Consider the following 12,811-nt stretch of genomic DNA (forward strand, 5'->3'; position numbering starts at 1 on the left):
TTCTATCTATAACCTTCCGCCTTCTTGGTGGAAGGTTTTCAGTTTGTTTGGAGAAGCTATGGTTAGGCACTAGAGTAAAACATCTGGCTATTAAGCCTTTAGAGAGGAAGGAACCATATAATGGCACTCCATATCGTATTAGTCGAGCCGGAAATTCCGGCCAATACTGGCAACATTGCGCGTACTTGCGCCGCTACAGGCACTCATCTTCACTTGGTTCGCCCACTCGGATTCCGTACAGACGATGCTACATTAAAAAGAGCAGGATTAGATTATTGGCATGCTGTTACTATTGAATATCACGACTCCTTTGCTGAGGTTTTGGAGAAATATAGCGAGGGGCGTTTCTTTTACGCAACGACGAAAGCAGAGAAAAGATACAGCGACTTTGAGTTCCAAGATGGCGATTTTTTTGTTTTTGGCAAGGAAACGAAGGGGCTTTCTGCAGAGATTCTAGAAGCAGGCAAAGAAACAAAAATGCGCATGCCAATGAGTCATGCTGTGAGATCTCTGAATTTATCAAATTCGGCAGCTATTATTGTGTACGAGGCGCTTCGACAATTGGATTTCCCTAATCTTATTTAAAAAAAAGACAAATTTTTTATTTTTTTCAGCAGGATTCGACAATTAGGTAACGAAATATATTGAAAGAGCCGAAATAAGTAGTAGCTACTAAATAATTTTTTTTGAACAGGAGAGGTGTACGTTAGTTATGAAACCTGCTGGTGTAGTTCGCAAAGTGGATCAGTTGGGTAGAATTGTTCTGCCTAAGTCCCTGCGTAAAAGGTATCAGATGAATGAAGGCGACCCGGTTGAAATTTTGGTACAGGGTGACCATATCATCTTGGAGCGTTACCGTCCAAAATGTGTTTTCTGTGGATCAATGGATGGTGTAAGCGAATATAAAGATCGTTATATTTGTTCTGCATGCCTTTCGGAAATGACTCAATTGCCAAGACATGCCTAAGAAGTACATATTTTGAATTTTGACAGCCAAGAGCTTATAAAAAAACTGTCCTCTTTGTAGAACTCTTCTACTTGGAGGGCAGTTTTTTTATGTATACGAAAAAAATGCCCCCGCACCAAATGGCTGCAGGGACATATCGGCTTTATAGGCCTTTTGTTTTGTCGTCGTTGTAAGATGAGGTAAGGATGCCGACCATAAATAACACAAATACGAACATTACGATCCAAAAGGTTAATGAGAACGACATACTGGCACCTCCAATAGCGAATGTATTCGTTATCAAGATTATAACCTGCAATTTAATAAAAATAAACGCAAATGTGATATGTTACATAGACAATTTACTATATTATTTAAAAAACAGGAAATTCGTTGGCACAGCTCTTAGATTTCCATCGGATGGTTTATTGATAACTCTTCCGTTAAAGATCAATGAGGAAGATCCACCACCATCTAAATTATAAGCATCTACGAGACCCATATTCGATAATTTGTTCTGAATCTCCTCCAGCTGTGCACCAGAGCTGCCATACTCATTATATCCATCTGCTACAAAAAGCAGGATCTGATCATCTTTATATTTGCCGATCACGGTACGTGGTGCCCGATTAGGGGATGTTTTCCACTTTTCGGGTATGGGCGTTTTGATGTTGTTTTTAAGGAGGACAGGTACAAAGGTGGCGCCGAATACCGGATCAAGCTGATCTAATTGTGCGCGACTGTAGAATTTCCCGCCGATTAATTGCCCGGATTTGTTCAGCCCAACAAAACTTAGGTCCTTGTACGTGGGCTCAAAACCGTATAAATACTTTCCATCCACTACAGTTGTGCTTAAGGGATAACGTTTTCCGGATTGATCTGCAAAGCCGCCTGCATTAATACCAGCAATAGCCCCATTACGCTGTACGGCATGCATAGTAGTTTCCGCACCGGAGGCTGTCTCCGCCAAGCTCATCTTCATAGCGGTCGGGTCCTTCAATTTGATTTTCAACGCATAAGCTTTGTAGTTTCCTGGATTTAATCGATATAACTCAACTCTTATGCGGTCGCTGGTAACAATCTCTGAAGGTATTCCAAGCTTGGCTGAAATCCTGCGGTTATAGATCAGTTCAGGCCGGTTCGCCTGAGACTTTGCTGTTTCGACCAGCTTATTCATCGTAGTGGTAGTCTCTTTATATAGCTTGGCACTAGCGCTGACAGCATCAATGGTGTAAGCTGCGGAGGCCTCTGCCAGAGTCAGCTCTTTTTTTAAGGAAGCTGTTTCATTCACTGGCCCAGCGCTTGGTGTGAATTGTCCTACATCAAGGTCTAGCTGTAGCGGTGGCCGATACCACGACATACATATAAACAAGCCTATGAACGGTGCAGTTAGAAGCATGAAGAAGCGATTTACTCTTTTGACAGGCGTCATCATTTGATCAGATCCATTTCTTTCTTCAAAGCTTCTAACTGTTTGCTTACCTCACTCAATTGCGTATATAGCTTGTTGCTGTTATCTGTCTTGGCACTAGCATTATCTTTAGTGAAGGTTAATAGTTCGTTAAAGCTTTGCACTGTATTCTGCAATTCCTTCACTTCTTCAGAGAGAACGGCAATTTTTGCTTCATAGTCGGTCTTCAAAACGGTAAGCTGCTGCTGGCTCTGAGTACTAAGTTCGGTTAGCACTTGTTGCTTCAGATGGTTCGTGTAGCTGTATACAGCATATACGCCGAGTCCGATCATCATAATCCAGAACAGTAAAAACCATTTTACGGAAGGGCCGTTTCTCGCAGTAGTAGAGCGCGAGCGTACCGGGGACGTTTCCGCTAGCGGTTGCATTTTATCACCTCGGGTTGGTCTTTTTTTCAAGTCCCCATTCTATCAGACTTTGACAAGATTCGCAAAAATGTAAGAGAGTATGAAAACTAGAAAAAGTAATTGCATCCTATTAAACTACTGCGATACAATTTCTATAGATTGGAATTCTGATAGACGTACACAAGGTAACCAGCTAGAGATTATACAGACAAGTCATCATACAGCCTTGCTTGCGTTTTAACCGGAAACGCTGCGGCGCTTTCCTTTCTAGATGATTATATATAGAGCAGGGGGTCAGGGCATTAATGATGAAGGTTTGGCAGGTGGTCATTGTGGGGTGTCATCCTACAAGTATGCTGGGGACAAAATTGATTTTGGAAGAGGAAGAGGGGCTTAAGGTTCTGGGAATGTATTCCACTTGGGACGAAGGCGCTACCATCGTAAGGGAAAAAAATCCCGAGCTAGTGCTAGTAGATTATCATATGCCTGAGGGGAATATTGAGAGTGTGCTGTTAAATATGAAAAAAAGCTCACCAAACTCACATTTTGTCGTGATGACAGATGAAGACGGGCGAGAACTGCTTCAGCCCCTCGTAGAACTAGGAGCCAGCGGGATATTCTCAAAGGGAGCTTCTCCCCGTCAGCTTTTACAGCTGATCCTGGGTTTACGGGAGGGTTTTCTTTCAATGCCGTTGGAATGGATTGAAAAAGGAGCTTGGCCGATTTCGACATTTAAAGGATTAGATGATGTTCTGCAACTGACGGAGACAGAGATGTTTATCATGGAGCGAATCGTTCAAGGGATTACCTACGATAAAATTGCGCTTGAAATTGCGGTAAGCCGTCGGTCCATTGATAATTATTTGCGCAAAATCTATGTAAAGCTCGATGTTTCGACCCGGGCACAAGCGATTGAGAAATTCGCGCTCTTCTCAAGACAAAACAGGCAAATCTACGCCTAACCCACGCTTTACGACATAATGACGTATGGGGTGGAATATTCTTGGAGTAGAAGTAAGAATATCATGTTGAATGGGTAACCATCCCATCCTTGGATGAGGATGACGAAGCCGTTTCTACTTGGTAACAGGGAAGGGGGATTTCGCATGATTTACGAATTTTCTGCTCGCGCACACACATTGTTGTCGTCATCGCTTCTTAGTATCCGCACCCAAACACGGAGAAGCTCCATGATATCGCTAGCTGAAGAATTACCAGCGGAAGAACTATTCCCATTGTCACTGCTTGCTGAAGCAGCATCTACGGTGATTTCAGCAGATGCGGGAGCACTGCAATATGGTGATCCTGCAGGGTACGGACCGCTTCGGGAGTGGCTTGCTGGGGATTGGCTTAAAGAAAAAGGGGTAAATGTTGATGAGGGTGGAGTTCTGCTAACAACGGGTAGCCAGCAAGCCATTGATTTGTTGTCGCGGGTGTATATTGATCCAGGAGATCGTGTATTAGTAGAAAATCCGACCTCTCCAGGATTTTTGCAGACTCTTCGGATGCAGGGGGCCGTTATTATTCCTGTACAGGGTGATTTGGACGGGCTTGATCCGGAGCATTTGCGGAGCCAGATCGAGCTGCATAAGCCGAAAATGCTGTTCGCAACCCCTAGCTTTACTAATCCAAGCGGCATTTTATGGAGTTTGGAGAGACGCCGCGCAGTATTGGATTTATGTATCGCATATAACATCTTGATTGTGGAAGATGATTCTTATGGGGATTTGCACTTCCAGAAGCAGGGTGAACAAAAGGCTAAAAGATATCCGTCTTTGTATGCACTGGAAAATATCAGCGATGGCGGACACGTGCTTTATATCGGTTCGTTCAGCAAGACCGTTGCGCCCGCGCTGCGGACGGGCTGGGCGGCAGGCAGCCGAGTCTTGATCAGAATGATGTCTGCGGCTAAGCAGATGGCCGATTGGCAGTCGAGCGCATTAAATCAGCGGCTGCTGCATCATTTATTGGATGTGTCTGCGTTTGATCTGCGTGAGCATATCGCGCAGCTGAATCGAGAGTATAACACCCGTCTGAAGCTTATGGTGGAATTGCTCAAGCGGCCTGCTTGGAAGGGCAGCTCCTATGATCTTCCATCAGGAGGCATGTTCCTGTGGGTCGCACCACCAGAGGGAATGGATGTTATGGCATTGCTCAAATGTGCGCTAGGTAAGGGAGTGGCTTTTTTGCCAGGTCCGTTATGTAGTGTAGATGGAGTCAGCAATCACCTTCGCCTTAACTTTAGCCATCCCGGCCGGGATGAGCTGCTGCTTGGCATGAACCTTATGAGCGAAGCGGTTAAGGAGTTCACAGCCCGGAGTTAGGTAGTGGTATGAAAGTTGTGGATGAAATGATGAAAATGATGGAAATGATGAAGTACGAGTGAAATGAATAAAGGGTCAGGACGATTGAGGATTTATCGTAGAGATGAATAGACGGACTGTGGAAAGATGCATAGGTGGATGAATAGACAGATACGTGGACTGACAGATGAGCTGACGGATGAACAAACATAATACAAGACACTCTTAGAGCTACAACAAGGATAGAATGACACGTTGGGCAAGACGAAGTGCGTGCTGTGAGATTATTTAGGGAAATCCTCCCTAAAACTGGTCGATTTGAACTCTAAAATGGACTGTTTAGGGAATTTCTCCCTAAAAAATCAAGGGATACCCCATTTTAGGGGTAAATCTGGCGAAAATCAGGGAAAAATTACCTAAAATATGGTTTTTAGCGTGTGAATCGAAGAATATTGGGGAGGATTTCCCTAATAACTTAGTGTGCCCTTTTCGGAAGGGTGTTTTTAAAGCTTATTTTGCTTTGAATGATTTAGTATTAGTGGATGTTGAATGTAGCATAGGGGTTCTAATGTGAATAATTCAGCAAGAGTAGCATGTTAAAACAAGAGTAGAGAAAATGGTAATTAGTATATAGCGCTCGTGTTCGAAGATTGTAAATAAGTTAGTTAAGTACAGTCATGTAGAGTAGGATGAGGTACGCATGAGATATGAACGTGATAAGAGTGAGATGCAAACGTGGTACGTATGAGTTACTAATGTGATGAGAATGATTTACGAACGTGGGAAGAGCGAGTTAAACTCGTGGTAAGAATGTAATACGAATGTGGTATGTATGAGATAGAGCGTGGTACGAACGAGATTCTAGTGTGTTAAGAATGCAATCTGAATGTGATGAGCAAGATACTAATGTGTTAAGAATGCAATCTAAATGTGGTACGTATGAGATACTCATGAGATATGAGTGAAATAAGACATGACACGTATGAGATACTAGGGTGTATTAAAACGTAATCTAAATGTGATATGAGTGTAGATAGAGCGTGGTACGCTCCAGATACTAATATGTTAAGTGTAAGTTAAGAACATGGAATGCACAGAGATAGGATTTAAATAAGATTAGACATACGAAAAAGCATCCCGTAGTTGGGATGCTTTTTGGCGTTATGTACACATGTTATGTGTGCATCAGAATAATAAGTTTAAAGTTTGAGTAAATGATTAGAACCGAGCTAAAAGAGTAAGACCCGACTAAAAAGAAATAATCGATAGAAGGACTGTCCAGGCTAGGTTAGCTAATTAATGGGATGATTGCTGGTATTGGGTACGCCGCTTGTTATCGCGGCATATTCCACCAGCGCCGCATGACCAGCTGGGGTCAGGGTGTAACGCCCACGGCTTACCCGGTGAAACCAGCCGTAGTAGTTGTTCTGAAGCATAGCGGCGGCGGTGGGTACGCCGCTACGCTTCCGCAGCTCGGCCGGAGTGATGCCGGCCGAGCGGGGAGCGCTTCCTGCGGCCAATACGGCCGCTGGAAGCGTGCTTGAGGCAGCGCTAGGGGCACCGCTTCGCGTGCCTGCCGCCGCTGCCTCCCGTGCTGCCGCGTCCCCGGCAGCACGGCTCTCCGGCGCTGAGCTCAGCGCCGGAACCTGTTCAGCGGTGCCCGCCGCTGAACGTTTGGCAGCTGCGAGCGAAGCCTTCGCAGCTGCCTTCTCTGCAGCGACGGCGGCGTCCGCCTCCGCTGCTTGCAGAGAAAGCGCGACACGCAGCGCTTTCTCGCGGTAGGCCGTCACGAGCTTGACGCGCGTGCTGCCGCCGGTGTTATAGTCTCCGCTGCGCTCGCGGAACTCATAGAGCAGGCGCTCGCGCCGCCGCTTATTGCTGCGCTGCGCAGGCGGCTTCTCGTCTGGCTCTACGAGCACCTCGACCAGCGGTGCTTTGGTCTTATAAAAGATAACAGTGATCAGCCCAAGACCGAGCCGGCGGCATAATCCGCTAAGTTCGCCCCAGCGCTGGTTCACCGCTCCTTTTTTATCACGGACACGTTCCACTGCGAGATAGACGGTGGGACTGAGCTTCAACCGTTCTACCCCTTGCAGCAGCAAGGCGAGATTGAATGATTTTTTCATCTCCACGATCAGAGGATGCTCAACGTCCTCCCGAATCCCCACCAAATCGCAGGTCCGAACCTCACCTTTGATGCTGTAACCCTGCTTTTCAAAAAAAATCTTCAAAGGAGCATATAGCTCCGTTTCATGTCGTACCGCCATCTTGTCACTCCCGTAGGCCTTTATTTTCGGGTTTCCTAATAAGGTTTTACAGCCATTTTCTGATTCTCTATTATAGCACAGTAAAAAAGAGGTCAACTATTCCGCGCTTGCCGCATAGGTATGTAATACACTTTTTAACGCTATAGGAGAGCAAGTAGAAGAGCAAGTAGGAGCGCAAGAGGAGGCAGCGAGCAATGGACATTTTTGAGCGTATAGCTTCGTATCGGGCTGAGAACGACCGGTTGGCGTGGAGCGGCACCTTCAAGCAGTATATAGAACTGTTGAGAAAAGACCCCTCTCCCGCAAAAACCGCTCACTCCCGCGTTTATGACATGATTAAGTCGCACGGCGTAGAGGACATAAACGGACGCAAACGGTATAAGTTTTTTGAACAGGAGATTTTTGGACTTGATCGTGCAGTCGAAAAGTTGGTCGAGGAATATTTTCACTCTGCAGCACGTCGGCTTGATGTACGCAAACGGATTTTGTTATTGATGGGACCTGTCAGTGGGGGGAAATCGACCCTGGTCACGCTGCTTAAACGTGGTTTGGAACAGTACTCGCGGACAGATGCGGGTGCGGTATACGCAATAGAAGGCTGCCCGATGCATGAGGACCCGCTGCATTTGATCCCGTTGGAGCTCCGTCCGGAGATTGAGAAGGAACTTGGTGTACGTATTGAGGGCAACTTGTGCCCATCCTGCCAGATGCGTCTAAGAAATGATTATGCTGGCGACATTGAGCAGGTTAAGGTGACGCGTGTTATTCTGTCAGAAGAAGAGCGGGTAGGGATTGGTACCTTTAGTCCCTCTGATCCGAAGTCTCAGGATATCGCTGATTTGACAGGAAGTATTGATTTTTCGACCATTACTGAATTTGGTTCGGAATCTGATCCGCGTGCCTACCGTTTTGATGGTGAGTTGAACAAGGCTAACCGTGGGCTGATGGAATTTCAGGAAATGCTCAAATGCGACGAAAAGTTTTTATGGAACCTGCTGTCACTGACGCAAGAAGGCAATTTCAAGGCTGGCCGCTTCGCGTTGATAAGTGCGGACGAAATGATAATTGCTCATACAAATGAAACCGAGTATAAGTCGTTTATTTCTAATAAAAAGAATGAAGCGCTCCAATCCCGTATGATTGTTATGCCTGTTCCGTATAACCTCAGAGTTTCGGAAGAGGAAAAAATCTACGCGAAGCTGATCGCCCAGAGTGATATGAGTCATGTGCATATTGCACCACATGCGCTGCGTGCCGCTGCTATTTTTTCCATCCTAACTCGTCTTAAAGAAAGCAAAAAACAAGGTATGGATCTGATTAAAAAGCTGCGGATGTACGATGGAGAAGAGGTCGAAGGCTATAAAGAGGCTGATCTTAAGGAGATGCAAACGGAGTATTTAGATGAGGGCATGTCCGGGATTGATCCACGTTATGTTATCAACCGCATTTCCAGCGCTCTGATCAAAGGAGATCTGCAGTGCATGAACGCACTGGATGTCCTGCGGGCGATAAAGGATGGCCTGGATCAGCATCCATCAATTACAAAAGAGGAGCGGGAGCGTTATTTGAACTTCATCTCCATTGCCCGCAAGGAATATGATATTTTAGCGAAAAGCGAAGTACAAAAGGCATTTGTCTACTCCTTTGAGGAATCTGCGAAGACACTTTTTGAGAATTATCTAGATAATATCGAAGCCTTCTGCAATTGGTCGAAAATTCGTGATCCGCTGACGGATGAGGAAATGGAGCCGGATGAGCGGTTAATGCGTTCGATTGAAGAGCAAATTGGAATCTCTGAGAATGCAAAAAAAGCATTCCGTGAAGAGATCCTGATCCGTATTTCCGCGTATTCACGCAAAGGGAAGAAATTCGAGTACAACAACCACGACCGCCTGCGGGAAGCGATTGAGAAAAAGCTGTTCACAGACCTCAAAGATATTGTCAAAATCACCACCTCGTCCAAAACACCTGATGAAAGTCAGCTCAAACGAATCAATGAGGTATGCGCCAGACTTATTGATGGACATCACTACTGCCCAATCTGCGCCAATGAGCTGCTGAAATACGTGGGAAGTCTGCTTAACCGTTAAAAAAGAATTCATTTATGCGGGGTGTTCCAAAAGCCATGAAAATGGCTGTGGAGCACTCTTTTTTTTGCCCTTCCATGTTGTATCTTCCTCCTTTTCCCCTCCTAATGTTGATCTAAACGCCGCCACCCGTCTGACTAATTTGGCTGTTGTGCATAGGAAGTCGCTAAAGGACACAGGTGACCCTAAACGTAGATTTTGAGCATATTTAGCAGGCTATCGGACCCCATGGTCGCTATTAGCAGGAAAAACCCTAAATATGAGCCGTTTTTTGAGTAATAGCTGCATTGGAGTCCGAAACTCCGCTCAAAAGGTGATATTTTTGCAAATAACGTCATCTGGGTCTTTAGTCAGTCGTAGGGAGCAACTGAACGGAAGTGTAAGTAGGTTACGTGAATCCAGCGTTGTCTACTTCGAGGCTTAACCAAAATGATGGTGACTAAGAATACGCAGAGTTGTGATCCTTTTTGTAAATGGAGGATCAATGGCTCTGTTTTTTTATACAGGCAATAATGCAGCTCAGCAAAACAGGAACAGTCCATCTCATGCGCAGTTGATATAATGAAATCACCGTACGGGGAAAGGCTGGTGCTGCACTTGAATTACAGTAAAGATATAGAAAAATGTGTTGAATATATAGAAGCTCATATCAAAGAAAATATAACGGTGGAAGAAATAGCGACGGAGGTCGGATATTCGGTGTATCATTTTTGCCGAGTGTTCAGCTTGTGCAAAGAAATGTCTGTGATGGAGTATGTGCGGAGCCGAAAATTATCCTTAGCCTCAATTGAATTATTTGCTGGAAAAAAGATCATTGATATTGCGCTGGACTATGGTTTTGAAACACAAAGTGGCTTTACTAAAGCTTTTCGCAAAACCTTTGGTTATAGTCCGACACAATATGCAGCGCGGATGGATGGGTTTAGTAAAGGAAATTCAATATTTGATATCGGAGGTTATATTATGAATCCTGTTTTTGTTCGTAAGCCAGCTTTTAGGGTGGCTGGTTATGGTATCCAAACTAATGTTGCGGGTAGTATGTACACTAAGGATATTGCTTCTTTTTGGAGCCATTATGAGGGTGAAAACCTGGAGTCCAAAATGTATAAAATACTAAACCCGCCTAAACACGGAGAAGTTGGTTTATGTATTCCGTCTTCAGATAACGGCAATGCCACCTATCTTCTGGGTGTTATTGTTGAGGACTACTCCAAGGTAGAAGCTGATATGTTGACGATGGATGTGCCAGAAGCCGAATATGCCGTGTTTACAACACCTCCAGTGGATACTTCAACGGATACAGAACAAATAGAGTTTGCCCAAGTCATAAAAAGCAGCTGGAAGTACATCTTCGAAGAGTGGTTTAAGGACAGTGGTTACGTTTATGACGAGACTAAGCTGGATTTTGAGTTTTACGATGAACGCTGCCATTCGCGGCCAGATACAGTGATGGAGATTTACGTTCCTGTGAAAAAGTTGACTGAATAGTCTGAACGCAACATTTGAGGCATAGGCTTAAGAATCTGAATCCTCATTTTAGCCAAAGCAAAAAGCGGCAGACCAGGGTGTTAATACCCGTTTAGGTCTGCCGCTTTTTTTAGTTTAAATAAACTTCCGCTGCACCTTTTTGCCATCGTATGAAAACCGCGCCTTTTTGTCTTCCACAACCGTCTGTAGATGAACCGTCCGCCCCCATAAAGAGTAGATGTGAGGGAGCGTGCGCTCCAGGTACTTCAGATCCAGCTCGATGCTTTCATAGCGATGAGTTATAAATAATTCACCATTCTTCTCGAAGTCTGCGTCCTCAATGACCAAGTAAGGAGACCCGCCATTGACCCGGGCGAGCACCAGTTGATCGCGTACATTTTCCCATGCTTTATCGGTGATTTTCCATTCGGGACCTTTTTTCTCAAAAACATAAAGATCGAGGTCGTTCACCAATTCCTTCGACAGATAGCTGCGGATAAAGGAGGTATCGGATTCCAGTTCACGTACTTCAAATATTTTCTCGCGGTCCCAGCGGCGTTCGATGTCCTCAAAGATTTTCAGCCCCAGATAGTAAGGATTCAGGCTTTGCCGTGAGGGCTGCACGACGGATGAATTCAATTTTGCGTATTCCACAGTTTCCTCTTCGGTCAGATCTAGTTCGCGAACGATGCGCTGATGCCAGTAGGAAGCCCAGCCTTCGTTCATGATCTTCGTCTCCATCTGCGGCCAGAAGTAGAGCATTTCGTCATGGAGCATCGTCATGATATCGCGTTGCCAATCCTCCAAAACAGTAGAATATTGCTGGATAAACCAGACCATATCTTTTTCTGGCTCAGGGGGGAAAGCACGGTTTCCAGAGGGTGCTTCCTGTGGCCCAGTATTGCTTTTATCTAAATTCCATAATTCGTCATAAGGATTGGATGATTTCGAGCCGCCTGGAGGGGCATCTTTGAGCTCCTTCATCTTAGCTTCCAGTAGGTGAGTTTTGCCCAGCTTGCGTGGCTGGATCAGACTGGGGTCTATATGCTCTTGGATAGCCAGCACTGAATCGATGAAGCTCTCCACAGCATCAGTACCGTAGGTTACAGAATAACCGGCAATCCGATCTGCTGTAGCTGACATACTCTCGACCATATCTCGGTTGGACATGGAGAAACGCATATTATTTTTGAAAAAATCACAGTGCGCTAGCACGTGGGCAACAATCAGCTTATTCTGAATCAGTGAATTTCCATCCAGCAGGAAGGCATAACAAGGGTTGGAGTTAATAACGAGCTCGTATATTTTGCTCAGTCCGAAGTCGTATTGGGATTTCATTTTATGAAAGGTTTTTCCAAAACTCCAGTGTCCAAATCGTGTAGGCATTCCATAAGCGCCGAATGTATAAATAATATCTGCGGGGCATATTTCATAACGCATGGGATAAAAATCTAAACCGAAGCCAGTGGCTATTTCCGTAATCTCGGCAATGGCCCGCTCTAGCGCATTAATTTCTTCGCTTGGCATGAATCTTTCTCTCCCTCCAGCTTGGGCTTATGCTGCAACCTATTCTGACAAGGCTGCAAAGGTTCCGCGACAACGTCCGGGACTGTTCCATTTAAGTATATGGGAGAGAAGATGAGTGTATGACGTTCTGTATTTCTGAGTGAAGATAATGTGATTTTGTATACATTATTGGAAGGAAGCACTAGCTTTTTTTGTATGCGAATTCTATCATCGGCACCCTTCTCGGTGAATTCGGACTCAGCTGACGTTATTTGCAAATTTCCAGCCTTTTGAACAGGGTTTCGGACCCCACAGACGCTATCCCACAAAAAGAGGCTCATATGTGGTGTCTTTCTTACCAATAGCGGCAATGGGGTCCGTTAGCATACCAAAAGTGGAATAATACTGCGATTAGTG

At 45.1% G+C, this 12,811-nt stretch carries 10 protein-coding genes; 6 read left to right on the plus strand and 4 right to left on the minus strand.

The genetic code is table 11. The features are described from left to right. Positions 1 to 120: 120 nt before the first annotated feature. Both trmL and MKZ09_RS09445 read left to right on the plus strand, forming a co-directional pair. Positions 121 to 585, plus strand: coding sequence for a tRNA (uridine(34)/cytosine(34)/5-carboxymethylaminomethyluridine(34)-2'-O)-methyltransferase TrmL (gene trmL / locus MKZ09_RS09440; RefSeq protein ID WP_076206325.1), 465 nt, complete (start codon positions 121 to 123; stop codon positions 583 to 585). 127 nt (positions 586 to 712) lie between these two features. Then, a complete protein-coding gene (locus MKZ09_RS09445; RefSeq protein WP_036684437.1) occupies positions 713 to 967 on the plus strand; it encodes an AbrB/MazE/SpoVT family DNA-binding domain-containing protein in 255 nt (84 codons plus the stop codon). Between the two features lie 349 nt (positions 968 to 1,316). Here MKZ09_RS09445 and MKZ09_RS09450 read toward each other — a convergent pair whose 3' ends face one another. Beyond that, the gene (locus tag MKZ09_RS09450) at positions 1,317 to 2,381 is read right to left on the minus strand and encodes a phosphodiester glycosidase family protein (RefSeq protein WP_143767346.1); all 1,065 of its coding nucleotides are present in this window, start codon (positions 2,379 to 2,381) and stop codon (positions 1,317 to 1,319) included. Continuing rightward, on the minus strand, positions 2,378 to 2,785 hold the full coding sequence (locus MKZ09_RS09455; protein ID WP_036684435.1) for a hypothetical protein: 408 nt from the start codon (positions 2,783 to 2,785) through the stop codon (positions 2,378 to 2,380). Before MKZ09_RS09455 ends, MKZ09_RS09450 begins: the two co-directional genes overlap by 4 nt. A 284-nt stretch (positions 2,786 to 3,069) precedes the next feature. Here MKZ09_RS09455 and MKZ09_RS09460 point away from each other — a divergent pair, with 284 nt between their 5' ends. Together MKZ09_RS09460 and MKZ09_RS09465 are read left to right on the plus strand one after the other, a co-directional pair. Then, on the plus strand, positions 3,070 to 3,726 hold the full coding sequence (locus MKZ09_RS09460; protein WP_036684433.1) for a response regulator transcription factor: 657 nt from the start codon (positions 3,070 to 3,072) through the stop codon (positions 3,724 to 3,726). A gap of 144 nt (positions 3,727 to 3,870) precedes the next feature. Beyond that, entirely contained in the window at positions 3,871 to 5,088 is a 1,218-nt protein-coding gene (locus MKZ09_RS09465) for an aminotransferase-like domain-containing protein (RefSeq protein WP_076206323.1), read from the plus strand. A 1,271-nt stretch (positions 5,089 to 6,359) separates the two neighbouring features. Here MKZ09_RS09465 and MKZ09_RS09470 read toward each other — a convergent pair. Beyond that, positions 6,360 to 7,334, minus strand: coding sequence for a DUF2161 family putative PD-(D/E)XK-type phosphodiesterase (locus MKZ09_RS09470; protein WP_256719235.1), 975 nt, complete (start codon positions 7,332 to 7,334; stop codon positions 6,360 to 6,362). Between the two features lie 194 nt (positions 7,335 to 7,528). Between MKZ09_RS09470 and MKZ09_RS09475 the strand changes: the two genes are divergently transcribed. Beyond that, positions 7,529 to 9,424, plus strand: coding sequence for a PrkA family serine protein kinase (locus MKZ09_RS09475; RefSeq protein WP_036684429.1), 1,896 nt, complete (start codon positions 7,529 to 7,531; stop codon positions 9,422 to 9,424). A 558-nt stretch (positions 9,425 to 9,982) separates the two neighbouring features. Next, positions 9,983 to 10,909 carry an AraC family transcriptional regulator gene (locus tag MKZ09_RS09480; RefSeq protein ID WP_232061219.1) on the plus strand — a complete coding sequence of 309 codons (927 nt, stop codon included), beginning with the start codon at positions 9,983 to 9,985 and terminating at the stop codon, positions 10,907 to 10,909. A 114-nt stretch (positions 10,910 to 11,023) separates the two neighbouring features. Here MKZ09_RS09480 and MKZ09_RS09485 read toward each other — a convergent pair whose 3' ends face one another. Continuing rightward, a complete protein-coding gene (locus tag MKZ09_RS09485; protein WP_076206321.1) occupies positions 11,024 to 12,415 on the minus strand; it encodes a SpoVR family protein in 1,392 nt (463 codons plus the stop codon). Between the last annotated feature and the right edge of the window lie 396 nt (positions 12,416 to 12,811).

Origin of the sequence: Paenibacillus sp. FSL R5-0908 (genome assembly GCF_038006245.1) — a bacterium.
Taxonomy (GTDB): Bacteria; Bacillota; Bacilli; order Paenibacillales; family Paenibacillaceae; genus Paenibacillus_AQ; species Paenibacillus_AQ odorifer.